Below are 25,268 nucleotides of genomic sequence, written 5' to 3'. Positions count from 1 at the left end.
AGCGTTTATCATTGTTGGAGCCTTGTTTTCAAGGACTTTTCGGCCTGAAACGATTGAAGCTTCAGCGCTGGATGCTTCTCTTTTAACCAACTGTCCCCAGCACCTTCAACTCCTTGCCCTCGGGCACCTCGTTGAAGGACAGCACCTGCAGACCTTGGGCAAACAGGCGCGCGTAGCGCGCCAGCAGGGGGCGCAGCTGGGGTGTGACCAGCAGCACCGGTGCCGTGGCCTGCTGTTTCATCAGATCGCGCGCATGGCTCATGTGCTCCTGCAACTGGCCCAGCAGATTCGGATCCACCGGGAAGTTATCCAGCGCGACCTTCTTGTTGGTGTGGCGTGCGGTGTTCAGCGCGCCCAGCAGCAACTGCTCCAGGCTGTTGCCCAGAGTGAAGGCCTGGATCTCGGGCACCGATCCCACGGTGGAGTTGACGATCTGGCGGCGCAGCGCGCAGCGCACCTCGGCGGCCAGCAGGATGGGGTCCTTGGTGGCTTCGGCACTGTCCACCAGGGCGGTGGCGATCAGCACGATGTCCTTGAGCGAAACACCCTCGCGCAGCAGTTGCTTGTACACGGTGTGCTGCAGCGGCGCGGGGCAGGCTTTTTCCAGCGCGGCGGCCAGCTTGGGCGACAAGGCCGTAAGGCGTTCGCCCATGGCGTGCACGTCCTCGAAGCGGATCAGCTCGTCCAGATGGCTGCGCACCACGCGCGTGAGGTGGGTGGCGACGATGCTCACGCAGTCTGCCACCTGGTAGCCCATGCCCAGGGCATGGGCCTTGTCTTTGGGTTCGATCCAGGTCACGGGCAACTGGTAGGCGGGCTCGATGCCGGGGATCCCGTCAAGCTGACCGTAGACATGGGGCGAGGGAATGGCCATCAGCCGGTCGGCATGCACCTCGGCCTTGGCCACCACGGTGTCGTTGATGAGCACGGTGTACTGGTTGGGCGGCAGGGTCAGGTCATCGCGCACATGCACAGGAGGCAGGACAAAACCCATGGCTTCGCTGATGGTCTGGCGCACGCCGCGCAGGCGCACGGCCAGAGGTGCGCCCTGAGCCGGGTCCAGCTGGCCGACCAGGCGGTAGCCCACGCGTACCGACAACTGTTCGGTGATCGGCAGGCTGTGCCAGCCAAAGTCCTGAGCGGCTGCTGCGGTCACGGTCTGCAGCAAGACCATTTCATCCTGGGCTGGCAGAGGCCTGGCCGGTTGCTTGGCCATGACCCAGCCGCCCAGCACCAGCACGCTGGCAAAAGCCAGGAAGGGCAGCCAGGGCATGCCGGGAATCAGGCCCAGCACCAGCATCACCACGGCGGCGCTGTACAGCACCGTGGGCTTGGCCAGCAGTTGCTGGCGCACCTGATCGGGAAATTCACCCGCATCGGCGTCGCTGATGCGGGTGACGATCACGGCCGAGGCTGCCGACAGCAGCAGGGCCGGAATCTGGGAGACCAGGCCGTCGCCGATGGTCAGCAGTGCGTAGAGACGGAAGGACTCGCCCAGTGGCAGGTCGTGCATCAGCGAGCCGATGGCGACGCCGCCGATCAGGTTGATGACCAGAATCAGGATGGAGGCGATGGCATCGCCGCGCACGAACTTGGAGGCGCCGTCCATGGCGCCGTAGAAGTCGGCCTCGGTCGCCACGTCACGGCGGCGCGTCTGAGCCTGCTGTTGATTGATGAGGCCGGCATTCAGGTCGGCATCAATGGCCATCTGCTTGCCGGGCAGCGCGTCCAGCGTGAAGCGGGCCGAGACCTCGGAAATGCGCTCGGCGCCTTTGGTTACCACCACGAAGTTGATGATCATCAGGATGACGAACACCACCAGGCCCACGACGAAATTGCCGCCGATCACCACGTTGCCGAAGGACTCGATCACATGGCCGGCCGCATCCGGGCCGTTCTGGCCGTGCAGCAGCACCACGCGCGTGGAGGCCACGGTCAGGCCCAGGCGCATCAGTGTCGTGGCCAGGATGATGGTGGGAAAGATGGAAAAGTCCAGCGGCCGTTTGACCCCCACGGCCACCAGTACCACCACCAGCGACACCACGATGTTGAAGGTGAAGAAGATGTCCAGCGCCAGTGGCGGCAGCGGCAGCATGATCATGGCCAGCAAGGCCAGCAGAAACACGGGCACGGCCCACTGGTGGCGGGAAAGCGCCTGGCGCAGTTCGGTGAGGTACTTCATGGGGCGGGTTGGGGGTCGGACAGTTCGGCGGGTATATCCAGCTCGCGCGGTAGATCGGGACGGGCCGGGCGTCGGCCCTGGCGGAAAGCCTTGATCTGCAGCACGTAGTGCAGCACCTGGGCGACGCTTTGGTAGAGCGCCGAGGGGATTTGCTGGTTCACCTGGCTGGTGTGGTAAATGGCCCGCGCCAGCGGCGGCAGGCTCACCACCTCCACCTGGTGGCGGGTGGCAATGTCGCGGATGTAGAAGGCCATCTCGTCCACGCCCTTGGCGATGACATAGGGCGCCTCTGCGCGCTTCGAGTCGTAGCGCACGGCCACGGCGTAGTGCTCCGGGTTGACGATGACGGCATCGGCCTGGGGAACGGTGGCGCGCACGCTGCGCCGCGCCAGCTGCCGCTGGATCTGGCGAATGCGGCTCTTGACCTCGGGCCGGCCTTCGTTGCTCTTGTGCTCTTCCTTGACTTCCTGCTTGCTCATGCGCTGGCCGCGCAGAAAGAAAAAGCGCTGCATCGGCACGTCGATCAGGGCCAGGATGATGAAGATCACCACGATGGACATCACACCCGACAGAAACAGATGTATGCCCTCGCGCACCGCCAGATCCAGCGTCATTGACGGCAGTGCCGTGAAATGGCGCACATTGGCCTTGCAGTAGGCGTAGACCACGGCGGCCACGGCTGAGACCTTGATCACCGACATGACCAGGTCGCCGTAATGCTTGGCCTTGAAGAACTTGGACAGGTTCTGGTGGGGGCTCAGGCGGCTGAACTTGGGTTGCAGATTCTTGGCCGACAGCAGCCAGCCACCGGGCACCAGCGAGGCCACGGCCACCAGCAGCGGCGTGATGAACAGGGGCAGCAGCATCTGGGCGAACAGCCAGCCGGCATCGGCCCAGACCGCACCCACGATGTTGTTGAGGGCGCCGGGGCCCGAGGTGTCGTCGAGCCCGCGCTGGAACAGGGCGTGGAATTTGCGCAGATAGTCGGGCATGAAAAGCGCCGTCACCTGCAGCGTGGCCACCAGGCCCACGGCCGTGGCCAGATCGCGCGAGCGGGCCACCTGGCCTTCCTCGCGCGATTTGCGCAGCTTGTGGTCCGAGGCGTTTTCGGACTTGTCGCCAGCACTGTCGGCCATGATGTCAGCCCTTCATGAGCTGCGTCAGCATGTCGAGCGCGCGGCGCGTCATCTGCAGATAGTGCGCCGGGATGTGGCGCAGCATGAAGGCCAGCATGGCCAGGCCGAACAGTGTGACCACCGAAAAGCCCAACGCAAAAATATTGAGGCTGGGCGAGATGCGGGCCATGAAGCCAAAGCCCAATTGCACCAGCATGGCCGCAAAGATGATGGGCGTGGCCAGCAAAAAGGCCGCAGCAAATACCCAGCCCATGTTGTAGGCCACGGTTTGCAGCTGCAGGCGGCTCAGGCTCTGGCCCACGGGCCAGGCGTCGAAACTGGCGGCCAGAATGCCGGCCAGCAGCAGGTGCACGTCGAGGGCGAAAAACAGCAGCATGCCCATCAGCAGGGCCAGCACCGAGAGTGCGTCCGAGGAGCTGCCATGCACGGGGTCGTTGAGCATGGCCATGGCCAGGCTGGTCTGCGAAGCGCTCAGATAGCCAAAAATGCTGAGCGCCGTGGTGGCAAATTGCAGACCTATTCCCAGCACCGCGCCGATGGCGATCTGCTCCAGCGTCAGCGCCACGGCGCGCAGCGAAAACGCCTCCACCGCCGAGACATGGGGGGCGACGCTGGGCAGCATGACTACGGCCAGCACCATGGCGATGATGACGCGCACCCGCTGGGGCACGGTGGGGTCGCCAAAGATCGGGGCGAAGGACAGCAGCGCCATGGTGCGCACGAACGGCCACCACAGCGGCTGCAGCCATTGCAGCAGATACGGATAAAGGCCTTGCTCCATGTTCAGGCTCAGCCCAGCAGCGTGCTGGCGTATTGGAAAAAGCGCACGCAAAAATCCATGAGCTGGGTGACCAGCCAGCGCGCGCTCAGTGCCAAGGCCAGCAAGGTGACCATGAGGCGGGGTAGAAAGCTCAGCGTCTGCTCGTTGATCTGGGTGGCGGCCTGAAACAGGCTCACCAACAGGCCGACAAGCAGGCCTGGCACCACGAGCACGGCCACGATGACCAGCACCAGCTGGATGGCCTGCAGCATCAGGTCCACGGCGATGTCGGGCGTCATGCTGCTACAGCCCCTGGACGCTGGTGACCAGCGTGTTGACCGTGAGCGACCAGCCGTCCACCAGCACGAACAGCAAAATCTTGAAGGGCAGCGAAATCACGAGCGGCGACAGCATCATCATGCCCATGGCCATGAGCACCGACGAGACCACCAGGTCGATCACCAGAAACGGAATGAACAGCACGCAGCCGATCATGAACGCGGTCTTGAGCTCGCTGAGCACAAAGGCCGCCACCTTGACGGTGAAGGCGTGGTCCTGCGGGCTGGCCACCGGGCCTTCCTTGGCCAGGGCGCTGACCTGCTTGAGTGCGGCCTCGTGGGTCTGGGCCAGCAAAAAGTCCGACATCGGCTTTTCGGCGCGACGCAGCGCTTCCATCAAGCCGATCTGGTCTTTTTCATAGGGCTCGAAGGCCTCGGTCCACAGGCGCTCGCCCACGGGGCGCATCACCAGCAGAGTGAGGATCAGCGCCACGCCGGTCAGCACGCGCGTGGGCAGACCCTGCTGCAGGCCAAGTGCGGAGCGCAGCAGAGCCAGTACGATGATGAAGCGCGTGAAGGTGGTCATCATCAAGGCCATCATGGGCAGCAGGCCCAGCAGCGTCATGAGGATGAAGATCTCGGTCTTGATCGACAGCTGTGTCACCCCGTGGCTTTGCTGGCTCTCCAGCAGGGGGATATTGGCGGCCTGGGCGTGGCTCACGCAAAGCCATAAACCGCTGAACAGACCCAAAAAAACGAGGGCGCGAAGCGCCCTGTGCATGTGTTGTTGCATGCTGGAAATCTGTGGATCAGTGGCTCAGTGCAGGCAGATTGGCACTCAGCTCCAGGACCTTGAGTCCGTACGCTTCGCCGCAGACCACCACCTCGCCCTTGCCGATGGCCGAGCCATTGACCTTGATGGTCAGCGGCTCGCCCACCACGGTGTCCAGCGGCACCACGCTGTCGGGGCCCAGATCGGCCAGTTCCTGCAGGGTGATCCGGGCGGAGCCGGCTTCCAGCGTCAGCGTGACGGGGATGCGGTGCAAAAACGGCGACAGACGCTCGGGTTCGGCGGGGCTGAGCGCTGGCGCAGGGGTATCGGCGGCAGGGGCTTGTGCATTGCTGTCCAGCAGATCCTGCAGGTCCATATCGGTGTGGAGATCCATCGTGTTCATTCCAAAGTCTCAAAGGCCGTCAGGTGCAGCTTGCCCTGGTGTTCGGTCACGGTGGCCGCAAGCAGGGCTTCGCCATTGAGCAGCACCGTGGTGGCTCCCAGGGCAATCGGCAGCACGCTGCCGGTGCGCAGGGTCTGCACATCGGCGGTAGAGACGGTTTTTTCCAGCAGCCGTGCGGTCAACTGGATGTGCAGGGGCGCTGCCGGCTTTGGCGTTGCCGGGGTGGGCGCGGGACGAGTGCGCCGCAGCTGCAACACCTGTTGCTCCAGCGCCTGACAGCAGGCTGTGTCCAGTGCGATGTTCAACGGCTGCCAGGCGCTGTCCGCGACCTGGATCTGGGCCTGCCATTGCCAGGTACTGGCCGTGATGAGGGGCTGAGTCGTTGCGGCCGGCATCAGCGTGGCCTGGGTGGCGTGGTGCACCGCATCGTGCAAGGCCGTGGCAATGCGCTGCTCGGTCGGGCTGGTGGGCTGGTCGTCGGACGTCGGGGTCATGTCGTCCTGCGTGAAGCCGTAGCGCGCAGCCATGTGTGCCTGCACGGTGGCGCGCGTCAGTGTGATCTGCGTCTGAGCTGGAGCCGCAGCGCGCAGCGGCGTGAAGTGAGCGTGTTCGATACGCATGGCTACCGGGCGATGGCCGGTTTGCTGCATCTGCGTTTCCACCTGGCGGGCGAGCAGCGCGGCCAACTGGTCGAAGGCTTGCACCGGTCGTCCCAGCATGACCGGGTCCAGGGTTTTTGCATTCTGCACAGTAGATATCTTCTTCGCTTGTTGTTTTGGTGGCAAGTCAGCGGGATTTTGCGCGAATCTCGGCAATTTCTCTATGAAGCCTGAATGAGTTGCTAAATCGATAAAATTTGTATCAATTGTGAATAGTATACTGTTCGTGCAACAACATCCCCCCGAAGGGCTGGCTCCAGTGGTAACCGCCGCGTCGGAGGAAATGGCTTGGGGAACGAACGATGAAGATCGAACCCTCCAGCCTTTTGATGCGCACCGCCGGTGCTTTTGCGGCCTTTGAGTCGCCACTTCCAAGCGCGATTGCGCCCGCTGCCGACAGCCCGGCCCCAGGGGGCGGATTTCTGCAGATGTTCGAGGGCGCGGTGCGCTCGGTGGACGCGCAAAACCAGGCTTCTTCGGAGCGGATGGCGGCCGTGGACGCGGGGCGTAGCGACGATTTGGTGGGGGCCATGCTGTCCAGTCAGGAGGCCAGCCTGTCGTTTTCCATGCTGATGCAAGTCCGCAACAAGGTCATGGGTGCGGTGGACGAAGTCGTCAAGCTGCAGGTGTAAGACAGGGAAACGTTCGTGCTGGATTCCATTAAAAACCGCTTCTCAGGTATGCCTGGTGCACAGCGGCTGCTCTCCTTTTCTTTACAGCCTGGCGCGATGCGCGTAGGCGTGCCCTTGCTGCTGGCTGCGGTCATCGCCACCGCGCTGGTGGTCATGCTGCTGTGGCAGGGCAGCAGCAATTACCGTCCTCTGTTCGGCGCTCGCGAGAATGTGCTGACCGCCGATGTGGTGGCGGCGCTGGAGGCGGAAGGCCTGAAATACCGTTTGCACCCGGAATCGGGCCAGGTGCTGGTGGCCGACAGCGATCTGGGCCGTGCCCGCATGCTGCTGGCCGCCAAGGGCGTGGCCGCCAAGCTGCCCGAGGGTCTGGAGCTGATGGATCGCAACGATCCTCTGGGCGTGAGCCAGTTCGTGCAGGACGTGCGTTTCCGCCGTGGCCTGGAAGGCGAGTTGGCACGCAGCATCGGCTCGCTGGATGCCGTGGCAGGCGCACGCGTGCATCTGTCGATTGCACGCTCTTCCTCATTCGTGGTGAATACCGGCGAAAAAAGCTCGGCATCGGTGGTGCTGCAACTCAAGCCCGGGCAACAGCTCAAGAACGAGCAGATCGCGGCCATCATCCATATGGTCTCCAGCAGCGTGGCCGGGCTCGACCCACAGCGCGTGGCGCTGACCGATCAGGCGGGCAACTTCCTCTCGGCCCGCGTGGACCTGTCGGAGGGCTTTGATCCGCTGGCGCAGGACGGGCAGTCGGGCAAGATCAGTGCCGAGTTGCGCCAAAACGCGCAGGAGCTGCTATCGGCCGCCGTGGGTGCCGGTCACTACCGCGTGACGGTCACGGCCGACCTGAGCCAGGACCGAACCGAGGAATCCTACGAGAAGTACAACGGTGATCCCCGGGTGCTCAATGAAGCGACCCGGGAGGAAAACGACCGCGCCGGTGGTGTTGCCTTGGGTGTGCCGGGCTCGCTGAGCAACCGCCCGGTCAATGTGCAGGCCGATGCGGGCAAGGAAAGCAAGGAAGCCAACAACAATTTCCGTGCGGCGGTCTCGCGCAACTATGCCTACGACCGCAGCGTGATACAGGTCAAGCGCGGCAAGGGGCGCATCAACAAGCTGCATGTGGCGGTGATGCTCGACGATGCAGTGGCACCCAAGGCGGCCAAGGCATGGAGTGAAGCCGAACTGGCACGGGTTGAAAAGCTGCTGCGCGTGGGCCTGGGGGTGGACTCCGGGCGCGGCGACCAGATTGCAGTCTCCAGCATGCCGTTCACGGCACCCACGCCGCAGCCAGCCTGGTGGCAGGAGCCCGGCAACTGGTATGACTGGGTGGTGACGGCTCTGTGGGCAGCGGGCGGTGTCGCGCTGCTGGTGCTGCTGGCACGCCTAGTCAATGCCGTGCTGCGCGGCGCTGCGGCTACCAAGGTACCGCGCTCGGGCGAGGCGGTCGCCCTGGCCGGTGCGGCGGCGGGCGGTGCCTCCTTGCTGCCGGCGCCTGAACGTCAGCGTGCCGCCTCCGACATGTCCATGGTGCCGCTGCTGGAGAACGTGGATCTGCCACCCCAGGGTTCGGAAGTGGATGTGATGGTCGAGCATTTGCGCACCCTGGCGGCCAAGGAGCCGGAGCGTGTGGCGGAAGTGGTCAAACAATGGGTACAAAAACATGGCCAACCAGTTGGTGACTAGCGCTGAAGGCGCGGCAGGCGTGGCGTTGCTGGAGCCGCCGGCCCCGGAAAGTCTGGATCTGATCGAGCAGGCTGCCATCGTGCTGCTCAGTATGGGCGAGGAGCCTGCTGCCGGCGTGTTGCGTTGCCTGGAGCGCGAAGACCTGCTGGCCGTCACTCAGGTGATGTCCCGCCTCAGCGGTATCCGCGTGGATTCTGTGCGCCAGTCGCTGCAGCATTTCTTCGATGACTACCGCGAGCAAAGCGGTGTGCATGGTGCCTCGCGCAGCTTCTTGCAGCGCTCGCTGGCGCTGGCGTTGGGTGGCGACATCGCCGGCAGCGTGCTGGACAGCATTTACGGCGACGAGATCCGCCCCAAGATGGCACGGTTGCAATGGGCGGCGCCGGCCTGGCTGGCCGAGCGGCTGGCCCAGGAGCACCCGCGCATGCAAGCGGTGTTTCTGGCCTTTTTGCCGCCCAAGCTGGCCGGCGATGTGATCGAGCATCTGCCCGAGTCGGGCCGCGAGGCCCTGGTGCTCAACGTGGCCAAGCTCAAGGACGTGGATCGAGATCTGCTGGTGCAACTGGAAATGCTGACCGAGCAGTATCTGGCCGAGTTCGGCACGCAAAGCGTGTCCATGGAGGGCGTGAAGCAGGCGGCGGAAATTCTCAACCGTATTCCAGGCAACAAGCAGGAGCTGGTGGCGCGACTGCGGGCCCGCGATCCGGAAATCGCCTCCGCGATCGAAACCGAGATGTATGACTTCTTCGTGCTCTCGACCCAGTCCGAGACCACGCTGACCCAGATCATCGAAGCCGTGCCGGCCGAGTTGTGGGCGCTGGCGCTCAAGGGCGCCGAGCCTGCGGTGCGCAAGGCCGTGCTGGGCGCCATGCCACGCCGCCAGGCGCAGAGCTTTGAAGACCAGATGCGCCGCAGCGGCCCCGTGCCTCTGAGTCGTGTGGAGCAGGCGCGGCGCGAGATCATGGACCTGGTCAAGGCCATGGTTGACGCGGGTGAGCTGGAGATTCAGTTGTTCGCCGAAGCGGTGGTGGAGTGAGCGTGCTTTACCGTCCCTATCATTTTCCGCCCTTGGACCTGGTGCAGGCCGACCGCGCACAGCAGGGCGCAGACGGCAGCGCCGCTGGCGATGCCGTGGGGCCGGAGGATGCCCGGGCCTTGGCTCAGGCCTATGAACAGGCGGTGCAGCGTGGCCACGCGCAGGGCTTTACTCAGGGGCAGGCCGAGGGCGAGCGCGCCGGCTATGAGGCCGGGCTGCAAACCGGCGTTCAGGCAGGTCGCGCCGAAGCCCTGCAGGGCGCGCGTGACGAGCTGCAGAGCCTGGGCGCGCCGGTGACGGAGCTGAAGCAGCAGCTGCAGCTGTTGCATGCCGACTGGGAGGCCAGTCTGCGCAAGGATTTGATCGACCTGGTCGAGCGGGTGGCGCGCCAGGTGGTGCGCTGCGAGCTGACGCTGCAGCCGGCGCAGATTCTGGCGCTGGTCGAGGAAACCCTGCAGGGCATGCCCCAGCGCACGGGCGAGGTCCAGGTCTACCTGAACCCGGTCGATCTGCAGCGCATCCAGGAGCTGGACAGCACGCGCGTGCCCGACTGGAAGCTGCAGGCCGACAGCACTCTCGATGCCGGCGAATGCCGTTTGCGCGTGGGAGAAGCCGAGGTCGATGCCGGCTGCAAGCAGCGTCTGGGTGCCTGTATGGAACAGGTGCGTGAGCAGCTGCAGCCAGCGGAGGCCTTGTGACCACGGGCATGGCGGCAGGCAGCAGCATCGGACTGGCGCAGTCGCTGCGCAGCGTTCAGCTCGACGATGTGCCGGTGGCGCAGCCGGCGGCACGCGTGCATGCGGCCACCGGATTGCTGCTGGAGTGCACGGGTGCGGCCCTGCCGCTGGCTGCCCGTTGCCAGATTGAATGGCAGGCTGGCGCATGGTTGCCGGCCCAGGTCGTGGGCTTTCGCGGCGCTGTCTCCTATCTGATGCCGCTCAAGCCGGTCACCGGCCTGGCAACCGGGGCGCGCGTGACGCTGGATTCCGAACGCCAGCAGCCGGGTATCGGCATGGGCTGGCTGGGGCGGGTCATCAACGGCCTGGCGGAGCCGCTGGACGGGCTGGGGCGGTTGACTGGGGACGGTGTGCTGCCTGCACAACCGCCCAGGGTCAATCCACTCAAAAAGCGCCCGATCGAGCAGGCGCTCGATGTGGGCGTGCGTTGTATCAATGGCCTGCTGACGCTGGGGCGTGGCCAGCGCGTGGGCCTGTTCGCCGGCAGCGGCGTGGGCAAGAGCGTGCTGCTGGGCATGATTACGCGCCACACCGAGGCCGATGTGATCGTGGTGGGTCTGATCGGTGAGCGGGGCCGCGAAGTGCGCGAGTTCATTGATCATTCCCTGGGGCCGGAGGGCATGCGCCGCGCCATCGTGGTGGTGGCGCCGGCGGACGAGCCGGCGCTGATGCGCATGATGGCGGCCGAGCTGTGCCACACGATTGCCGCACATTTCCGCGATCAAGGCCTGAATGTGTTGCTGCTGCTCGACTCCCTGACCCGTTATGCCATGGCGCGGCGCGAAATTGCGCTGGCCCTGGGCGAGCCTCCGGCCACGCGCGGTTATCCGCCGTCGGTGTTCAGCATGCTGCCGCAGCTGGTGGAGAGCGCCGGCAACGGCGAGCGCGGCGAGGGCAGCATGACGGCCATCTACACCGTGCTGGCCGAAGGAGATGACCAGCAAGACCCGATCGCCGATACGGCGCGGGCCATTCTGGATGGCCATATCGTGTTGCGGCGCGAGCTGGCAGAGCGCGGACATTACCCGGCCGTGGATGTGGGGGCCTCGATCAGCCGCTGCATGCCGCTGGTGGTTTCCGAAGCCCATCTGCAGGCCGCGCGCCAGGCCAAGGAGCTGCAGGCCCGTTATGCCCAGGTGCGCGAGCTGATCCCCATGGGGGCCTATGTGCCCGGCGCCGATGCGCGCACCGACCGGGCCGTGCAGCGCTGGCCACAGCTGGAGGCATTCTTGCGCCAGGGCACGGCAGAGGCTGCTCCTTTTGCCGCCTGTGTGGCCCAGCTGGGTGAGGTGCTGGCATGAGTTTGCCCGTAGTGGCCCTGGCGCAATATGTGGAAGTCCTGGATCAGCGCGCCCAGCAGTCCATGGCCGAGGCCGCTCGGGCTCGGGCGCTGCTGGTCAAGACCCAATCCCAGCTGGAGCGCCTGCACAGCATGGCGCACAGCGCCGGGGTGAAGAAATTGCATGGGAATGTCGCCTTGTATGCGAATGCAGCAGGTTTCCGTTCGGGGTTGATGGACATGGCCGGGCAATGCAAGGACGTCTGTGGCGTTCAGCAGCTCGAATATGCCCAGGCCAGTGCGCACATGCAGGCCGCCTTGCGCCAGCACGACAGCATGCAGTCGGTGCTGGAGCGGGCGCGCGCCGACATGGCGCAGCTGGCGCAGCGCAAGGCGCAGAACGCCATGGATGAACTGGCTGGTCAGGCCTGGCAGCGCCAGGCCCGTCAGCAGGCCGCCGGAAACCGCTAGCACTGTCCATTCGCGAACGCATACAAGGGGAACACAGTGGCTACCTACGATCCGGTTACAACCGCCAAGGCTTTGGCTGAAAGCTACGTCCACGCCCGCCAGGCGCAGGTGGATACCAGCACCAAGAAGACGCAGAGCAAAACCACGGCGCTGACATCGCTGCAATCGGCGCTGTCGGGCTTCTCCACGGCGTTGAGCAGCCTGTCCGGCAAGGGCAGCGTGATCGCTCAGACGGCGGCGGTGTCGCGCAGCAGCGCCGCAGCGGCGACAGTGTCCAGTGCCGCTGCGCCAGGCAATTACACCTTTGGCGTGAGTAAGCTGGCCACGGCCCAGCAGACGCTCTACAGCATGCAGGATCTGGGTCTGGCGCCCGATACAGACTATCCCAAGGACGCGACCATGGTGGTATCCGCCGTGGGCGGTGCAGGCTATGTTCAGGTAGACCTGGATAAGGCCGATGAAAACGGCGACGGCAAGCTGTCGGTGACCGAAATCGCCCGTGCCTTGAACCAGGCCAGTGCAGGCAAGATCACGGCGTCGATGGTGACGCAGGGCGGCGAGCAAAAGCTGATGCTGACCAGCACCGAGACCGGTGAAGCGAATGCTTTTGAGTTGAAGATGCAGAAAAAGGATGGTAGCGCAGTGGCCTTGGTCGCAGGCCAGAAGCTGTCCGAGGCCCAGGATGCGGTCTTCACATTGGGTGCAGGCACCGGAGTGGAAATCCGCCAAGCCTCCAATACCTACACCGGCATCGAAGGCCTGACGTTGGAATTCAAGGAGGTGACGACCTCGCCCTTCACCGTCACCGTCGCCAAGGACGAGGCCGCGACCAAGGCCAATATGCAGGGCTTCATCGATGCCTACAACAGCCTCGTCAAGGCCATCGACAAGCTGACGGCGGCGGGCTCCGCAGAAGGCAGTGTGGCGGCTGGGGCCCTTAATGGGGACTCCGGCGTGCGCGGTCTGCGCAACCAGCTCAACAGCCTGCTGCGCAGCACTGTGAACGGCGTCAGTCTGACGGACTTCGGCATCTCCGCACAGCGCGACGGAACGATCGCGCTGGACTCTGACCGGTTCGCCAAGAAGGTGGCAGCCAATCCCGATGCGCTGACCAGCCTGTTGGGCAAGACCGACACTCTGGAGTACAAGCGCACCGGCGTGCTGGGCAGCCTGCAGACCTATGTGGGCAGCTGGACCAATAGCTCCACCGGTTATCTGAAAACTCGTCAGGACGGCTTGCAAAAGCAGTTGACGCAGTACACCAAAGACCAGTCGACCATCGAGCGGCTGTATGCACAGGCATATCAGCGCTATCTGACGCAATTTACGACCCTGGCGAATCTGGAAGCCACGATGAGCAATACCTCGAACTATCTGAGCTCGATGTTCGCGCCGTCGTCCAAGAGCTAGCCGGGCGCAGGACCCATAACCCAAGACCCATGAACGACAACCTTTGGAACGACGGATACGGCGACTATCGCGCCGCCAATACGGTGGCACAGACCGCCCAGGCATCTCCGGTGGAGCTGGTGCTGATGCTGGTGGACGGCCTGCTCGAAGAGATGGCGCGCCTGCGCATGCATATCGCCCAGCAGCGCTTTGAGGAAAAGGCGCGCTCGATTGCCAAGTGCGCCGACATCCTGACCGGGCTGGGCAGCGCGCTGGAGGCCGAAGCCGGCAATGAAGTCGTGGAGAACCTCTCGCGCCTGTACGACTTCTGCGCCCAGCGCCTGAATCAGGCGGGTTTCGACATGGATGTCGCCAAGGTGGATGAGGTCCATGGCATCGTGCAGACGCTGCGCTCCGGCTGGCAAGGGATGGCGGATGCCCGTCTCTGATCGAGAGCGTTTGCTGGCGCTGGCCCGGCAACTGCAGGTGGTGAGTGCGGCTAAGGACTGGGAGTGCCTGGCGCAACTGGACCGGTTGGCGGCCGACTGGGCGAGCCGGTCGCCGGCCCTGTTGCCAGCAGATGAGGACATGCGCGTGGCATGGCAGGAGCTTGCCGCAGCTCACGCTGCCGCCCATGAGGCCTGCAAGCAGGCATTGCACGAAGCCGGGGCGCGCCTGCGCGATCTACAGCATCACAACGAAGCCCATAAAGCCTATGCCTGGCAGGAGCAATTTTCATGAACGCCATGCCGACGACCTCCGTGCCTGCATCCTCTGCGGCCCTTGCCGCCGCAGGCAGTGTGACTGGCACACCCGCCATCGCCAGCAATGGGCTGGAGCAGTCCAGTGCATTGCCGGCCGTACCACCGCCCGTCATGTTCGCCGAGCTGGCCGGTTTTTTGGGGGCGGCCGCGCTGTCGGCTCAGATCGGCGCCCCGCCGGAGGCCGCCGATGGCGAGCAGACCGATCCCTCCGCCCAGGAGTCGACAGATCTTGCAGCGGCAGATGCTCTGCCTCTGCTGGCTAGCTTTGCGCCGACCTGGCAGTCCGAGGTGCAGGCCCATATCGGCTCGGTGTCTACCGGGTCCAGCGCAGCGCAGAAGCCATCCTTCAGCGTGGCTGTCGCCGCGCTCAGTCCGGCAGCGGTCCAGGCACAACGTGATGGCAAAGAGTCTGTGGTGGCGACCAAGCTCGCTGAGCAGGCGCCGACGCATGCTGCCGCTGCGGCGCGTCTGGTGACCGCGCTGGCCGCAGAGGGCGGGACCTTGCCCGCTGCTGCACCCCAAGGTGCAGAAGCGGTGGCGCTGCAGTCGCCAGCGTTGTCAGCTGCAGAGCCTGTGGCTTCGGTGACCTCTGCTGCACGCACGGCAGCGGCAGCCACGCCCAGTACCGCGCGGGCCGCGCAGCCGCTGATGCAGGCCTTGTCGCAGCGCATTCAGCTGCAACAGGCTCAAGGTGTGGATGTGGCCACGGTGCGGCTGGATCCGCCGCAATGGGGCAGCGTGGAGCTGCGCATCCAGCACGATGCAGGCGGGGTGCAGGTGTTCATTCAGGCCTCTCACGCCGAGGTGGGCCGCCAGCTGGCAGGTCTGGCCGAAGGCTTGCGCCAGGAGCTGCAGGCGCGCAGCAGCGGCGAAGCCAGCGTGGTCGTGGCCCAGGGGCGGCACAGCGGCGGTGCCGCAGGTCAGGGCGGAGGCGCCCGTGACGAGGCCCTGCCCTGGCTGGCGGCCGCGGAAGACGATGTGATCGGCCAGGCCCTGCAGGTCTGGCAGCAGCAGGCATAAAGGCCTGGGTGCAGATAAAGGCTGAAGGACTATGAAAAAAGTAGTGATAGGAGTCGTGGTTGCCGTCTTGCTGTGCCTGGGCGCTGCAGGCGGCGTCTGGTGGTGGGGGCAGAAGCAGGCGGCGGCGGTTGCGGAGCCGGCAGAGGTCAGCGGCCCGAGTCTGGACCCGCGCCATGCCAGCTATGTGTCCTTGGACAAGATCGTGGTCATGCTCAAGACCGACCTGGGCGAGCGCATGGGCAACAGCTATATGTCGCTGGACCTGGTGCTGCGCACCGACAAGTCACACGAAAAAGCCCTGAAGGCGGAGCTGCCCATGCTCAAGGGAGTTGCCGTGCGCACGCTGTCCCAGGTGGAGCTGATGCAGGCCAGGGGCATGAGCATTGATCAGTGGACCGAGCTGCTGAGTGCCGATCTGGTTGCGGCCTATGCCAGTCATCCTGACCTGCGCTTGTTCGACAAGGTCATGGTCTCGCGCCTGATCATCGAGTAAGTCGGGACGCCCATCCTATGCTGCAGCACGAATGCGCAAGCTATGGCGATGCCTCCGCTTTGGCCGGGTATGCGTGGACGCAGGCCGGCGCTGCCTATGGCACGGTGCAGGTGACGCCGCAGCAGGAGCAGGATGTGCTGCAGGCCTACCTGCCCATGGTCAAGCGCGTGGTGCGCCAGCTGGCCTCCCAGGCCATGGATGTCATGGACCAGAGCGACATGACTCAGGTGGGGCTGATGGGGCTGCTCGAAGCCCTGCGCCGCTACGGCCCGGTGGACGAGGCGTTTGCAGGCTATGCCCGCCAGCGCGTGCGCGGCGCCATTCTCGATGAACTGCGCCGCCAGGATTGGCGTCCACGAACCGTTCGTCAGAGCGCGCACAAGGCGCGCGATGCCGTGCGGGTGTTGCGTCGCCAGCTCGGCGCTGAGCCTACGCCGCTGCAGATTCAGCAGGCTCTGGGCATGGATGATGAGGCCTATCTGGCCTACGAGCAGGCTGAATCGGCCGAAGCCATGGCCAGCCTGGACGAGCTGGTGGGCCAGGGCATGGACATGGCCAGCTCGGCTGCCGATCCGCAGCACGCCGTGCTGCAGCGCCACCTGCTGGAACAGGTGCTGGCGCAACTGAACGAGCGCGAGCAGCGCGTCATTCAGCTGTACTACGAATACGACCTCAATCTCAAGGAAATTGCAGCGGTGCTGGAGTTGTCCGAGGCCCGGGTCTGTCAGATCAACAAGGAAGCGCTGCGCAAGATGCGCGCCGCGCTCGAGGTGGCCTGAGCCACCTGCCGCTACCAAGGGAAATACAGAGCATGTTGCAACTACTGGGCATCTTCATTGTGCTGGCCACCATCTTTGGCGGATTCCTGCTCAGCGGCGGCAAGCTGGCAGTGATCTGGGAGCCTATGGAGCTGATGATCATTGCCGGAGCCGGCCTCGGAGCCCTGGTGCTGGGCAACCCCAAGCATATTCTGGCCGAGCTTTGGCTGCAGCTGCGCCAGGTGCTGTCGCGCACCAAGCAGACCGTGGAGTTCCAGCGCCAGTTGCTGCTGCTGATGTATGAGCTGCTGCTCACGGCGGCCAATGGCCTCAAGGCACTCGATGCCCATGTGGAAAAGCCGGCCGAAAGTACCCTCTTTCAGCGCTATCCCCTGGTGCTGGAAGACACCAAACTGCTGCATTTCATCGTGGACAACTTCCGTCTGATGGCCATGGGCAAGATCAGCAGCCATGAGCTCGAAGGCGTGCTGGACCAGGAGCTGGAGGCCATTCACGAAGAGCTGCTGCAACCGGCCAAGTCGCTGGGCAAGATCGCCGAAGCCATGCCTGGCTTCGGCATTCTGGCGGCGGTGCTGGGCATTGTGATGGCCATGAGCTATGTGGCCGACGGCGCCACGGCCGGTGAGATCGCCGTCAAGGTGGGCGCGGCCATGGTCGGCACCTTTATCGGCATTTTCCTCTGCTATGGCGTGCTGGATCCGCTGTGCAACTTCATGAAGCAGCGCGTGATGGAGCATCTGTCGGCCATGGAGTGCGTCAAGGTGGTGCTGGTTGCCCATGTGGCGGGCAAGCCGCCTTTGCTGGCCATCGACGCGGGCCGCCGCCTGGTGCCCTTGAATAGCAAGCCCGGCTTTGCGCTGCTGGAGACCTGGATCAACGACATGAACAGTCGCGACAGCGGAGCGGCTCGTGGCTAAGCGGCCCGGACAGGAGCATGGCGAGGTCGTCGTCAAAAAAGGCGGCGGCAAGCACCAGCACGACGAACATGGCGGCGCCTGGAAAGTCGCGTTCGCAGATTTCTGTCTGGCGCTGATGTGCCTGTTTCTGGTGATGTGGGTACTTGCGGCGCGCGACAAGGAAGAGCTGCAGATGGCCATGGCCGGTGGTGGCGCGCAGAAGATGAGCTACGAGGGTCAGGGCGAACGCATGATCGGCGAGTACCAGCCCGGCGAGCTGATCCCGCGCCAGCCCGTGACCGAAAGAGTCCAGGAGCGCTCGGGTGGTCAGGTGGAGGTGAAGAAGCTGCTGGAGTCGCCCGCAGAACTCGCTGCGCTTTCGAAGCGTGTACGCGAAGTGGGCTCGCTGGTGGGATTGGGCGAGAACCTGGCCATGCTGGTCACGGCCGAAGGCCTGCGCATCATGGTGCACGACACCGAAAAATCCGGCATGTTCAAGCTTGGCAGTGCCGAGCCCACGCCACAATTCATCAGCCTGCTGCGCCGCATCGGTCCCATGTTCCGCGAGATCGACAACCAGCTGGTGATCGCCGGGCACACCGATGCCCTGCAGTTCAGCAGCCACAACGCGTTTGCGGCCTCCAACTGGACGCTGTCCATGCAGCGTGCCCTGGCCGCGCGCGCCCATATGCTGGTGGGCGGGATGCCCGAGCGCAGCGTGCTGCAAGTCATAGGGATGGCCGAAGTGGCGCCGCTGGACGCAGAGCACCCCCAAGCTCCGGTGAACCGCCGCGTGGAGCTGCTCGTCACCACCCGGGCCCATGCTCGCAGCATCTATCAGACCTTTGGCAAGCTGCCGGCGAGCGAGCCGCTGACGCGTGAGCTCGAGAGCACACCGGCCGATACCCCCATGCTGGAGACGCTGCGTAATCTACTGCTGCAGCCCGTGAAGGCTAACGCGCAGAGCGCGCCATAAAACTGTCATCATGCAAAGCAGCAAACTCAGAGGCTCGAGAATGAAACTCTCCCCCATGACACCGGCGGCCGGTGCAGTGGCCGTGCAGGGCGATACGGTGCAGGGCGCGGCCGCCCCTTTGCCCGCGGCGGCTGCCGTGGCTGCTCCCGAAGTGCAGCTGGGCGGCCAGGCCGCGCGCATGCAGCGCGCACAGGCCGCATTGGCCGCCATGCCTGAGGTGGATGCAGCCAGAGTGGCCGAAATCAAGGATGCACTGGCACGCGGCGACATCAGCTTCAATCCCGGAAAGCTGGCGCAGCTGATTGCGCGCCACCACGGAGGCCAGGCATGAGCATGCAGTCCGAAGCGGGCTCCGGTTTGACGGAGCGCCAGCGCTGGGCCGACATCGCCCGAGGTATGCAGCAGGACCTGGCCGCCTATGCTGGATTGCGTGACCTGCTGCAGACCCAGTTCCACGCAGCGTTGCGGCATGACGCGGCTGCCATGGAAGAAGTGGCACGGCAGATTGCGGCCCAGGTGCAGCAGCTGGACGGTACGCGCCAGCAGCGTAGCTTGCATGCCCGGGCTCTGTTGCCCGCCGGCGCGGCGCTGTCGATGACGGCGCTGTTTTCCCTGCTGCAACCGCCTTTGCAGCAGCAGCTGCAGGCGCTATGGGCGCAGTTGCAGGTGCGGGTGCAGGAGTGCAAGGCCTGCAATCTGCGTAATTGCCAACTCATCATGGAGCAGGCCGAGGTGATGCGCAGCGTGATTGCGGGCAGCAGCCAGCCGGATATCTATGTTCCATTCTGAGCGCATGACGCAGCCGGGTCTGCCGGCGCTGCCCGCTTTCCCGCAGTCGCCAGCCGTGGCTGCTGCGTCCATGGGCGGCGTGCCAGGAATGCCTCAGGCTCCGGGCGCTGCGGTTTACACCCCGCTGGGCCAGGATGTGCTGCGTGAGGTGCAGCAGTTCATCAACCAGGGCGGTGGCGCTGCCAGTGCCCTGGCCTCTCCCCAGGCCAGCTGGCTGGCGCTACAGGCCGCGCGCCAGGCTGCACGCAAGGATGGCCCCGAGCGCTCGAGCGCCGTAGGAGGCGCGCAGGACGCGCAGCCCGGCCCGCCTCTGCGCGCGGAGCAGTTGGCATTTCTGGAGCGCATTGGCCCCTGGGCTCGCCAGGCGGCGCAACGTCTGGGAGTGTCGCCGCGTTCGGTGATGGCGCATGCCGCGCTGGAGAGTGGCTGGGGCCAGCGCCCGGTGCGCGATGCGCAGGGGCGGGACAGCCTGAACCTGTTCGGCATCAAGGCCCTGAGCGGCTGGCAGGGCGAGCGCGTTCAGGCGCAGACCACCGAATACGAAAACGGCCAGGCTGTGTCGCAGTCCCAACCGTTTCGGCAGTACGCCGATCTCGACGCCACCTTTTCCGACTATGTGCGCCTGCTGGCCCACAGCCCGCGCTATGAGGCGGCGCTGCGCTCGGGTGACGATGTGCAGGCCTTTGCCGGTGCGCTGGCCCAGGGCGGCTACGCCACCGACCCGCAGTATGCGCAAAAGCTGGTGCGCATCAGTCGCCAGATTCCGCAGTGACCTGAACGCCGCCGTTGGGAGCCTGGCTGCCCGCCAGCAGCACCCCGGGGGCAATCAGCGTACCTTTGACGGGGCGGCCGCTATGGGCGTTGCGCACCACCGCCGTCTCGCCGAGCTTGCCGCTGGCGGTGGCAATGCCGGCCACGCTGACCTGCACGCCATCGTCCTGGGCGCGAATTTCCACTTTGTCGCCTCTCCGCACCACCACCGGTCGCGCTATGTCGCGTGGCTCAAGCATCTGGCCGCTCCGGCCGTCGGCGCGCAGCTGCACGCCCAGCAGGGCGGACTCGGGCAGCAGCGCCTCCAGCTGGGTCAGCTCGCGTAGCTGCAGCTGCAAATCCTCGGCGCGCAGGGCCCGTCCGGCGGGCACATCGGTGCGCAGCGTCCACACCGGTGCGCGGGCCTGTACCTGCGCCACCACGCTGCCGCGCTGGCTTTCGCAGCGCAGCGGCACGGTCACCCGGGCCAGATACCGAAGGTTGAGTGGGCCCATTTCCCAGCCGCCGGGGCAGGGCTGGTGTGCCGCGCCGCGTGCTGCGCCGAACCCTATCTGCACCTGGGCGCCCTCGCGCTGTGCTGCGGGCAGGGCCTGCAACAAGGCCGCATGCACCTGCCGATAGACCGCGCTGCGCACGGCCTCGGGCAGCTCTGGCGGTGGCGTGGCGGGCGCCGCAGCCAGGGCCGGGGTGCCGGCCAGCAGAAAGGCGGCGCAGGCCGTGATCATGGTTTTTTCAATTGCAAACAAGATATTTAATTTGCTATTTTTATAAAAGCTGCAAACCTATTTACTGAAAGTGTGTGAGTGCAAACATCTCGATTATTTACGCTGAAAATCATACGATTGGCACACATTTTGCTGAAACAAGAGCATCTTTCATATGCTTATCAATGTTTTAAAGATATTTTTATATTGAAATCAATCTATAGAAGGAGGATGTTGCTATGAAAAAAATCAAATTCGACAGTTATGTATCAGATTGCATTGAAAAGTAGCACTCTGAAACATTCGCATAGTATGATTTAAAGGGCGCAAGAAATATCTCTTGCGCAAATATCGTAACCACTGGGTCGCGTCGCCTGCAGGGGCGCGGCTTCGCGAAATGGCACTGAATTTCGACTCCGCGCTTTCCGTGCATGCGCAGGCGCTGCGCGTGCGCTCGGAGCGCACGCAATGGCTGGCCTCCAATCTGGCCAACGCCAGCACGCCGGGCTACCAGGCCCGTGACATTGACTTTGCGGCCACCATGGCCCGTACCGCCGACACGGCCGGCCAAGCCGGGCTGGGTTGGGGCGGCGATGGGGAAGCGCTCTTTCGCATACCCAACCACCCCGCGCAGGACGGCAACACCGTGGAAGTGGGCGTGGAGCAGGCGCTGTTCTCGCAGAACACCTCCGACTTTCAGACCAGCCTGACGTTCTTGAACATGAAGCTGCGCGGGCTGCATTCCGCCATCAAAGGGGAATAGGCATGGGATTTCGTGAAATTGCTCAGATCGCAGGCTCGGCCATGACGGCCCAGAGCACGCGCCTGAACACCGTGGCCAGCAATCTGGCCAATGCCGGGGCGGCGGCCTCGTCGGACACAGAGGCCTACAAGGCACGCAAGCCGGTGTTCGCCGCCGTGATGGGCCAGAGCACGCTGGACAGCTACGCCGCGCGCGTCCAGGTGCTTGATGTGCTGGAGAGCACCGAGCCCGTGCGCAAGGTGCACGAGCCCGAGAACCCGGTGGCCGATGAAGCGGGCTTTGTCTATTACTCGAACGTGAACACGGTGGCCGAGATGACGGACATGATGTCCGCGTCGCGCGCCTTTGAAAGCAATGTGGAAGTGCTGGGCCGTGTGCGCTCCATGCAGGAGTCCTTGTTGCGCCTGGGAGAGCAAGCATGAGTCTGATCAACGCAACCACTGACACCGGCACCAAGGCCGGCAATGCGCCGGATGCCATCACCCAGGCCCTGGGCGGCACGGAACTTGGCCAGATGTTCACCAAGCTGCTGGTGGCGCAGGTGCAATACCAGGACCCTCTGGAGCCCGCAGATTCGAGCACCTTCATCACCCAGCTCACGCAGCTGAGCCAGACCGAATCGCTGCAGTCGCTGCAGTCGCAACTGAGCATGCAGTCCTCGATTCTGGACAGCCTGCAGACCTTGCAACTGGGCAGCCAGGTGGGCTCTACCGTGATGGTCTCGGCCAAGAGCCTGCAACTGGGTGAAGCCCCCGTGAAGGCGGCGGTGAACCTGCCGGCCACGGCCGATTTGAGGCTGGAGCTGACCGGCGCCAACGGCAAGGTGACCACGGTGAGCCTCGGCTCGCGCGCCGTGGGCGATGCCGATTTTTCCATCGACCCCGCAGCGCTGGGTCTGCCGCCTGGGCGCTACGACATCGCTGTCAAGGATGCAGGCGGCACCAGCTACCCCGTGGAGGTGGCCGGCATCCTGCAGGCCGTGCGCCTGACGGCGGCCGGCGCTGTGGCCTTGCAGGTTGAGGGGCTGGGCGATGTCTCGCCAGCCAGCATCACGCGTTTTGTGGGTCAGCAGGCCTGAGTGCCCTGACGTTCTCTTTCTTCATTCACCAGGCCTGAATTCATGAGCTACCAGATTGCCCTGTCGGCGCTGCAAGCGATCAACTCCCAGCTCGACACGATTTCCCAGAACATTGCCAACACCGGCACCACGGGCTACAAGTCGAGCCGAACCAATTTCTCGGCCATGTACTCGAGCTCGGCGCCCAACGGCGTGCGCGCATCGTCCACGACCCAGACCCTGGACATGTCCGGCGGCCTGCTGAGCACGGGCCGCAACCTGGACGTGGCCATCGCCGGCAAGGGCTACTTCATGGTCAAGGACAGCACCGGGGTGACGAACTACACCCGCGTGGGCGTGTTCGATGTGGACAAGCAAGGCTATGTGGTGGATCACATGGGCCGCCAGGTGCAGGGTTATGCCCAGCAGCTCGGCAGCACCACGCTGGGCGCTTTGGGCGAGCTCAAGGTGCCTACGGGTCAGATTCCGGCCAAGGCCAGCAGCTCGGTGGACTTTGTCGGCAATCTGTCGGCGGACTGGGTCGCCCCCGCCGTGGCTTTTGATCCCAAGGACTCAAGCAGCTACAACAGCTCCACCGTCTCGGTGGTCTATGACTCGCTGGGCCGCCAGCACACGGTCACCCAGTATTTCGTCAAGACGGCGAACAACGAGGTGAAGGTGCACTATCAGAATGAAAACAATGCCGTGGGCACCAGCACGCTACGCTTCACCAGCGCAGGCCAGCTGGATATGACGGCTCCGCCAGCGGGGTCGGTAATCAACCCCGTGGCTCTGGCCCCGGCCGGTGCCAATCCCCTGTCGGTGGCCTTCAACTACGCCGGCACCACCCAGTTTGCCGGCGATACCGCCACCACCACCAATGCCTCGGACGGTTACGCCTCGGGCACGATGGTAAATGTGCTGGTCGCGGCCGATGGCTCGGTCAACGCGCAGTACAGCAACGGCATGGTGCAAAGTGTGGGCAAGATCGCGCTGGCCACGTTTGCCAGCGAAAGCGGTCTGGCCAATGTGGATGGCACCAGCTGGCAGGCCACGGCCAAATCCGGCACGGCCTTGATCGGTACGCCGGGTACGGGCCAGCTGGGCGAGCTGGCCAGCCAGCAGCTGGAGCAGTCGAATGTGGAAGTGGCCAACGAGCTGGTGGGTCTGATGGGCGCCCAGCGCAACTATCAGGCCAACACCAAGGTGATCAGCACGCAGAACGAAATCATGCAGTCGCTGATGCAGGTGCTATAAGGCGAGTGAGGTCATGGACAAGTTGATCTTTACTGTCATGACGGGCGCGGAGCGGGCGTTTCACGCCCAGCAGGTGCACGCCAACAATCTGGCCAATGCCGATACTGCGGGCTTTCGTGCCGACTACGAGGTCGCAGGCAGCCAGGTCGTGCCCGGCTATGGCTTTGACAGCCGTCACCAGAGCAAGGCTGCCACTGATGTGGTGGCGTTGCGCGAGGGCACGGTGCGTGAGACAGGGCGCGATCTGGATATCGCCGTGTTGGGCCAGGGTCTGATTGCCGTGGCCGACGGTGAGGGCGAGGCCTACACCCGCGCCGGTGCCATGCTGGTGGATGCTGAAGGCAATCTCTCCATCAACGGCCGCCCAGTGCTGGGCGACGGCGGCCCGGTTGTGCTGCCGCCGTTTCGCGCGGTGTCGGTGACGGCCGACGGCACGCTGTCGGTGTTGCCGGAAAACGGCACCGAGATGCAGGACGTCAACCGCCTGAAACTGGTGGATGGCACCCAGCCCATGATCAAGAACATCTCTGGCTTGCTGGTGGCGCGCGACGGCCAGGCCTTGCCGGCCAGCGAGACCGTGCGCGTGCGCGGCGGAGCGCTCGAATCGTCGAACGTGCGAGCGGTGGAGGAAATGGTGGCCGTGATGGATATCAGCCGCCAGTTCGAAATCCAGATGAAGCTCTACCAGGCCGCAGACGGCATGGCCGAGGCCGGCAACCGCCTGCTGCGCGGTTAAGACAATGCACGCCACCCCGGCGGGTGGCACCGAACTCCAGGAAAAGACCAAACCATGAATCCCGCTTTGCTCGTCAGCAAGACCGGCCTGCAGGCCCAGGAGGCCAAGCTGCAGGTGATCGCGCACAACCTGGCCAACGTGAATACCGTGGGCTTCAAGCGCAACAGTGCTGCTTTTGAGGATCAGTTCTACGAAGTCGCGCGCCGCCCCGGCAGCAACAGTCAGGGCGACAACCGCGTGCCTGCCGGCGTGCAGCTGGGGACCGGCGTGCGCCTGGTGTCCACGCACAAGCAGTTCACCGACGGCAGCATGCAAAACACCAGCCAGCAGCTGGATGTGGCCATCGTGGGCAACGGATTTCTGCAGGTGCTGTTGTCGAATGGCGAAACCGCCTATACCCGAGCCGGTCAGCTGCAGGTGGACAATGAAGGTCGCCTCGTCAATGCCAACGGCCTGGTGGTGCAGCCGGAGATCACTTTCCCGGCAGAGACCAAATCCGTGAGCATCAGCGCCACGGGCCGGGTTTCTGCCATGGTTGGTGCCGAATCTACGCCTCAGGAGCTGGGCGCGCTGCAGCTGGCGTCGTTCGTGAATCCGGCCGGTCTGGTGGCCCAGGGCGAGAACCTGTATCTGGTCTCGCAGGCCAGCGGTGATGCCGTGCTGGGCGAACCCGGTGAAGCCGGCTTTGGAACGCTGCGCCAGTTCGCGCTGGAGAGCTCCAATGTTCAGGCCGTGGAGGAAATGGTGGACATGATCTCGGCCCAGCGCAGCTATGAGATGAACACCAAGGTGCTGTCCGCGGCCGACGACATGATGCGCAATCTGGCCCAGGCCTCATGAGGG

The 25,268-nt window shown here is 64.6% G+C and carries 31 protein-coding genes; 23 read left to right on the top strand and 8 right to left on the bottom strand.

Going from position 1 to position 25,268, the window contains the following annotated elements; genetic code table 11:
• Nucleotides 1-82: 82 nt before the first annotated feature.
• Genes DFO48_RS24000 through DFO48_RS23970 form a run of 7 tightly spaced genes read right to left on the bottom strand, consistent with a single transcriptional unit; the run spans nt 83 to nt 6,280 of the window.
• Nucleotides 83-2,182 (bottom strand): flagellar biosynthesis protein FlhA, encoded by a 2,100-nt coding sequence (locus tag DFO48_RS24000; RefSeq protein ID WP_003081834.1) that lies wholly within the window; start codon nt 2,180-2,182, stop codon nt 83-85.
• On the bottom strand, nt 2,179-3,318 hold the full coding sequence (gene flhB, locus DFO48_RS23995; RefSeq protein ID WP_003081832.1) for a flagellar type III secretion system protein FlhB: 1,140 nt from the start codon (nt 3,316-3,318) through the stop codon (nt 2,179-2,181). Before flhB ends, DFO48_RS24000 begins: the two co-directional genes overlap by 4 nt.
• Before the next feature lie 4 nt (nt 3,319-3,322).
• The gene (locus tag DFO48_RS23990; RefSeq protein WP_003081829.1) at nt 3,323-4,099 is read right to left on the bottom strand and encodes a flagellar biosynthetic protein FliR; all 777 of its coding nucleotides are present in this window, start codon (nt 4,097-4,099) and stop codon (nt 3,323-3,325) included.
• A gap of 8 nt (nt 4,100-4,107) precedes the next feature.
• Entirely contained in the window at nt 4,108-4,377 is a 270-nt protein-coding gene (fliQ, locus tag DFO48_RS23985) for a flagellar biosynthesis protein FliQ (protein WP_003081826.1), read from the bottom strand.
• A gap of 4 nt (nt 4,378-4,381) precedes the next feature.
• Entirely contained in the window at nt 4,382-5,137 is a 756-nt protein-coding gene (gene fliP / locus DFO48_RS23980; RefSeq protein WP_114865001.1) for a flagellar type III secretion system pore protein FliP, read from the bottom strand.
• Nucleotides 5,138-5,165: 28 nt separating this feature from the next.
• On the bottom strand, nt 5,166-5,531 hold the full coding sequence (locus DFO48_RS23975) for a FliM/FliN family flagellar motor switch protein (protein ID WP_114865000.1): 366 nt from the start codon (nt 5,529-5,531) through the stop codon (nt 5,166-5,168).
• Nucleotides 5,528-6,280, bottom strand: coding sequence for a hypothetical protein (locus tag DFO48_RS23970; protein WP_147282773.1), 753 nt, complete (start codon nt 6,278-6,280; stop codon nt 5,528-5,530). Before DFO48_RS23970 ends, DFO48_RS23975 begins: the two co-directional genes overlap by 4 nt.
• A gap of 212 nt (nt 6,281-6,492) precedes the next feature.
• Here DFO48_RS23970 and DFO48_RS23965 point away from each other — a divergent pair, with 212 nt between their 5' ends.
• From DFO48_RS23965 to flgJ, 17 genes are read left to right on the top strand one after another with little or no spacing between them, the layout of a single operon-like run.
• The gene (locus DFO48_RS23965; RefSeq protein ID WP_003081816.1) at nt 6,493-6,822 is read left to right on the top strand and encodes a flagellar hook-basal body complex protein FliE; all 330 of its coding nucleotides are present in this window, start codon (nt 6,493-6,495) and stop codon (nt 6,820-6,822) included.
• A gap of 48 nt (nt 6,823-6,870) precedes the next feature.
• Complete coding sequence (gene fliF, locus DFO48_RS23960; RefSeq protein WP_114864998.1) at nt 6,871-8,508, top strand: flagellar basal-body MS-ring/collar protein FliF; 1,638 nt, start codon at nt 6,871-6,873, stop codon at nt 8,506-8,508.
• Nucleotides 8,486-9,544, top strand: a complete 1,059-nt coding sequence (locus DFO48_RS23955; protein ID WP_003081809.1) for a FliG C-terminal domain-containing protein — start codon at nt 8,486-8,488, stop codon at nt 9,542-9,544. The genes fliF and DFO48_RS23955 overlap by 23 nt, the downstream gene beginning before the upstream one ends.
• Nucleotides 9,545-9,546: 2 nt before the next feature.
• Complete coding sequence (gene fliH, locus DFO48_RS23950; RefSeq protein ID WP_034350374.1) at nt 9,547-10,242, top strand: flagellar assembly protein FliH; 696 nt, start codon at nt 9,547-9,549, stop codon at nt 10,240-10,242.
• An 8-nt stretch (nt 10,243-10,250) separates the two neighbouring features.
• Nucleotides 10,251-11,582 carry a FliI/YscN family ATPase gene (locus DFO48_RS23945; protein ID WP_114865005.1) on the top strand — a complete coding sequence of 444 codons (1,332 nt, stop codon included), beginning with the start codon at nt 10,251-10,253 and terminating at the stop codon, nt 11,580-11,582.
• Complete coding sequence (locus DFO48_RS23940) at nt 11,579-12,031, top strand: flagellar FliJ family protein (protein ID WP_034350345.1); 453 nt, start codon at nt 11,579-11,581, stop codon at nt 12,029-12,031. Before DFO48_RS23945 ends, DFO48_RS23940 begins: the two co-directional genes overlap by 4 nt.
• Before the next feature lie 36 nt (nt 12,032-12,067).
• Entirely contained in the window at nt 12,068-13,441 is a 1,374-nt protein-coding gene (gene fliD, locus DFO48_RS23935; protein WP_114864997.1) for a flagellar filament capping protein FliD, read from the top strand.
• A 29-nt stretch (nt 13,442-13,470) separates the two neighbouring features.
• Complete coding sequence (fliS, locus tag DFO48_RS23930) at nt 13,471-13,869, top strand: flagellar export chaperone FliS (protein ID WP_003081794.1); 399 nt, start codon at nt 13,471-13,473, stop codon at nt 13,867-13,869.
• Nucleotides 13,856-14,161, top strand: a complete 306-nt coding sequence (locus DFO48_RS23925; protein WP_114864996.1) for a hypothetical protein — start codon at nt 13,856-13,858, stop codon at nt 14,159-14,161. Before fliS ends, DFO48_RS23925 begins: the two co-directional genes overlap by 14 nt.
• Nucleotides 14,158-15,204: a flagellar hook-length control protein FliK gene (locus tag DFO48_RS23920; RefSeq protein ID WP_114864995.1), complete on the top strand. Its 1,047-nt coding sequence runs from the start codon at nt 14,158-14,160 to the stop codon at nt 15,202-15,204. Before DFO48_RS23925 ends, DFO48_RS23920 begins: the two co-directional genes overlap by 4 nt.
• A gap of 31 nt (nt 15,205-15,235) precedes the next feature.
• On the top strand, nt 15,236-15,697 hold the full coding sequence (locus DFO48_RS23915) for a hypothetical protein (protein ID WP_003081782.1): 462 nt from the start codon (nt 15,236-15,238) through the stop codon (nt 15,695-15,697).
• A 17-nt stretch (nt 15,698-15,714) separates the two neighbouring features.
• Nucleotides 15,715-16,476, top strand: a complete 762-nt coding sequence (locus DFO48_RS23910) for a FliA/WhiG family RNA polymerase sigma factor (RefSeq protein ID WP_114864994.1) — start codon at nt 15,715-15,717, stop codon at nt 16,474-16,476.
• Between the two features lie 32 nt (nt 16,477-16,508).
• Nucleotides 16,509-17,393: a flagellar motor stator protein MotA gene (motA, locus tag DFO48_RS23905; RefSeq protein ID WP_003081778.1), complete on the top strand. Its 885-nt coding sequence runs from the start codon at nt 16,509-16,511 to the stop codon at nt 17,391-17,393.
• Nucleotides 17,386-18,348, top strand: coding sequence for a flagellar motor protein MotB (locus tag DFO48_RS23900; RefSeq protein ID WP_114864993.1), 963 nt, complete (start codon nt 17,386-17,388; stop codon nt 18,346-18,348). The genes motA and DFO48_RS23900 overlap by 8 nt, the downstream gene beginning before the upstream one ends.
• A gap of 40 nt (nt 18,349-18,388) precedes the next feature.
• On the top strand, nt 18,389-18,679 hold the full coding sequence (flgM, locus tag DFO48_RS23895) for a flagellar biosynthesis anti-sigma factor FlgM (RefSeq protein WP_233506514.1): 291 nt from the start codon (nt 18,389-18,391) through the stop codon (nt 18,677-18,679).
• Complete coding sequence (flgN, locus tag DFO48_RS23890) at nt 18,676-19,137, top strand: flagellar export chaperone FlgN (protein WP_114864991.1); 462 nt, start codon at nt 18,676-18,678, stop codon at nt 19,135-19,137. Before flgM ends, flgN begins: the two co-directional genes overlap by 4 nt.
• Nucleotides 19,124-19,909, top strand: a complete 786-nt coding sequence (gene flgJ / locus DFO48_RS23885) for a flagellar assembly peptidoglycan hydrolase FlgJ (RefSeq protein WP_114864990.1) — start codon at nt 19,124-19,126, stop codon at nt 19,907-19,909. Before flgN ends, flgJ begins: the two co-directional genes overlap by 14 nt.
• Here flgJ and flgA read toward each other — a convergent pair.
• Nucleotides 19,887-20,633 (bottom strand): flagellar basal body P-ring formation chaperone FlgA, encoded by a 747-nt coding sequence (flgA, locus tag DFO48_RS23880; protein WP_114864989.1) that lies wholly within the window; start codon nt 20,631-20,633, stop codon nt 19,887-19,889. The two genes, flgJ and flgA, sit on opposite strands and share 23 nt — an antisense overlap.
• A gap of 376 nt (nt 20,634-21,009) precedes the next feature.
• Between flgA and flgB the strand changes: the two genes are divergently transcribed.
• Genes flgB through flgG form a run of 6 tightly spaced genes read left to right on the top strand, consistent with a single transcriptional unit; the run spans nt 21,010 to nt 25,265 of the window.
• Nucleotides 21,010-21,375 (top strand): flagellar basal body rod protein FlgB, encoded by a 366-nt coding sequence (flgB, locus tag DFO48_RS23875; protein ID WP_114864988.1) that lies wholly within the window; start codon nt 21,010-21,012, stop codon nt 21,373-21,375.
• 2 nt (nt 21,376-21,377) lie between these two features.
• A complete protein-coding gene (gene flgC / locus DFO48_RS23870) occupies nt 21,378-21,797 on the top strand; it encodes a flagellar basal body rod protein FlgC (RefSeq protein ID WP_003081762.1) in 420 nt (139 codons plus the stop codon).
• Nucleotides 21,794-22,453, top strand: coding sequence for a flagellar hook capping FlgD N-terminal domain-containing protein (locus tag DFO48_RS23865; protein ID WP_003081760.1), 660 nt, complete (start codon nt 21,794-21,796; stop codon nt 22,451-22,453). Before flgC ends, DFO48_RS23865 begins: the two co-directional genes overlap by 4 nt.
• 42 nt (nt 22,454-22,495) lie before the next feature.
• Nucleotides 22,496-23,689 carry a flagellar hook protein FlgE gene (locus DFO48_RS23860; RefSeq protein WP_003081758.1) on the top strand — a complete coding sequence of 398 codons (1,194 nt, stop codon included), beginning with the start codon at nt 22,496-22,498 and terminating at the stop codon, nt 23,687-23,689.
• Between the two features lie 13 nt (nt 23,690-23,702).
• The gene (locus DFO48_RS23855; RefSeq protein ID WP_114864987.1) at nt 23,703-24,425 is read left to right on the top strand and encodes a flagellar basal body rod protein FlgF; all 723 of its coding nucleotides are present in this window, start codon (nt 23,703-23,705) and stop codon (nt 24,423-24,425) included.
• A gap of 54 nt (nt 24,426-24,479) precedes the next feature.
• Complete coding sequence (gene flgG, locus DFO48_RS23850; protein ID WP_003081756.1) at nt 24,480-25,265, top strand: flagellar basal-body rod protein FlgG; 786 nt, start codon at nt 24,480-24,482, stop codon at nt 25,263-25,265.
• Nucleotides 25,266-25,268: the final 3 nt, after the last annotated feature.

The sequence above is a fragment of the Comamonas sp. AG1104 genome (genome assembly GCF_003350425.1).
GTDB classification, from domain to species: Bacteria; Pseudomonadota; Gammaproteobacteria; order Burkholderiales; family Burkholderiaceae_C; genus Comamonas; species Comamonas testosteroni.
The sequence above is the reverse complement of the archived record's forward strand: the minus strand, read 5'-3'. Positions and strand labels throughout refer to the sequence as shown.

Excerpts from the sequence above, each read along its gene's own strand:
- DFO48_RS24000 (WP_003081834.1), bottom strand. The coding sequence starts at position 2,182 with ATGAAGTACCTCACCGAACTGCGCCAGGCGCTTTCCCGCCACCAGTGG.
- flhB (WP_003081832.1), bottom strand. The coding sequence starts at position 3,318 with ATGGCCGACAGTGCTGGCGACAAGTCCGAAAACGCCTCGGACCACAAG.
- DFO48_RS23990 (WP_003081829.1), bottom strand. The coding sequence starts at position 4,099 with ATGGAGCAAGGCCTTTATCCGTATCTGCTGCAATGGCTGCAGCCGCTG.
- fliQ (WP_003081826.1), bottom strand. The coding sequence starts at position 4,377 with ATGACGCCCGACATCGCCGTGGACCTGATGCTGCAGGCCATCCAGCTG.
- fliP (WP_114865001.1), bottom strand. The coding sequence starts at position 5,137 with ATGCACAGGGCGCTTCGCGCCCTCGTTTTTTTGGGTCTGTTCAGCGGT.
- DFO48_RS23975 (WP_114865000.1), bottom strand. The coding sequence starts at position 5,531 with ATGAACACGATGGATCTCCACACCGATATGGACCTGCAGGATCTGCTG.
- DFO48_RS23965 (WP_003081816.1), top strand. The coding sequence starts at position 6,493 with ATGAAGATCGAACCCTCCAGCCTTTTGATGCGCACCGCCGGTGCTTTT.
- fliF (WP_114864998.1), top strand. The coding sequence starts at position 6,871 with ATGCCTGGTGCACAGCGGCTGCTCTCCTTTTCTTTACAGCCTGGCGCG.
- DFO48_RS23955 (WP_003081809.1), top strand. The coding sequence starts at position 8,486 with ATGGCCAACCAGTTGGTGACTAGCGCTGAAGGCGCGGCAGGCGTGGCG.
- DFO48_RS23945 (WP_114865005.1), top strand. The coding sequence starts at position 10,251 with ATGGCGGCAGGCAGCAGCATCGGACTGGCGCAGTCGCTGCGCAGCGTT.
- DFO48_RS23940 (WP_034350345.1), top strand. The coding sequence starts at position 11,579 with ATGAGTTTGCCCGTAGTGGCCCTGGCGCAATATGTGGAAGTCCTGGAT.
- fliS (WP_003081794.1), top strand. The coding sequence starts at position 13,471 with ATGAACGACAACCTTTGGAACGACGGATACGGCGACTATCGCGCCGCC.
- DFO48_RS23925 (WP_114864996.1), top strand. The coding sequence starts at position 13,856 with ATGCCCGTCTCTGATCGAGAGCGTTTGCTGGCGCTGGCCCGGCAACTG.
- DFO48_RS23920 (WP_114864995.1), top strand. The coding sequence starts at position 14,158 with ATGAACGCCATGCCGACGACCTCCGTGCCTGCATCCTCTGCGGCCCTT.
- DFO48_RS23915 (WP_003081782.1), top strand. The coding sequence starts at position 15,236 with ATGAAAAAAGTAGTGATAGGAGTCGTGGTTGCCGTCTTGCTGTGCCTG.
- DFO48_RS23910 (WP_114864994.1), top strand. The coding sequence starts at position 15,715 with ATGCTGCAGCACGAATGCGCAAGCTATGGCGATGCCTCCGCTTTGGCC.
- motA (WP_003081778.1), top strand. The coding sequence starts at position 16,509 with ATGTTGCAACTACTGGGCATCTTCATTGTGCTGGCCACCATCTTTGGC.
- flgM (WP_233506514.1), top strand. The coding sequence starts at position 18,389 with ATGAAACTCTCCCCCATGACACCGGCGGCCGGTGCAGTGGCCGTGCAG.
- flgN (WP_114864991.1), top strand. The coding sequence starts at position 18,676 with ATGAGCATGCAGTCCGAAGCGGGCTCCGGTTTGACGGAGCGCCAGCGC.
- flgJ (WP_114864990.1), top strand. The coding sequence starts at position 19,124 with ATGTTCCATTCTGAGCGCATGACGCAGCCGGGTCTGCCGGCGCTGCCC.
- flgA (WP_114864989.1), bottom strand. The coding sequence starts at position 20,633 with ATGATCACGGCCTGCGCCGCCTTTCTGCTGGCCGGCACCCCGGCCCTG.
- flgB (WP_114864988.1), top strand. The coding sequence starts at position 21,010 with ATGGCACTGAATTTCGACTCCGCGCTTTCCGTGCATGCGCAGGCGCTG.
- flgC (WP_003081762.1), top strand. The coding sequence starts at position 21,378 with ATGGGATTTCGTGAAATTGCTCAGATCGCAGGCTCGGCCATGACGGCC.
- DFO48_RS23865 (WP_003081760.1), top strand. The coding sequence starts at position 21,794 with ATGAGTCTGATCAACGCAACCACTGACACCGGCACCAAGGCCGGCAAT.
- DFO48_RS23860 (WP_003081758.1), top strand. The coding sequence starts at position 22,496 with ATGAGCTACCAGATTGCCCTGTCGGCGCTGCAAGCGATCAACTCCCAG.
- DFO48_RS23855 (WP_114864987.1), top strand. The coding sequence starts at position 23,703 with ATGGACAAGTTGATCTTTACTGTCATGACGGGCGCGGAGCGGGCGTTT.
- flgG (WP_003081756.1), top strand. The coding sequence starts at position 24,480 with ATGAATCCCGCTTTGCTCGTCAGCAAGACCGGCCTGCAGGCCCAGGAG.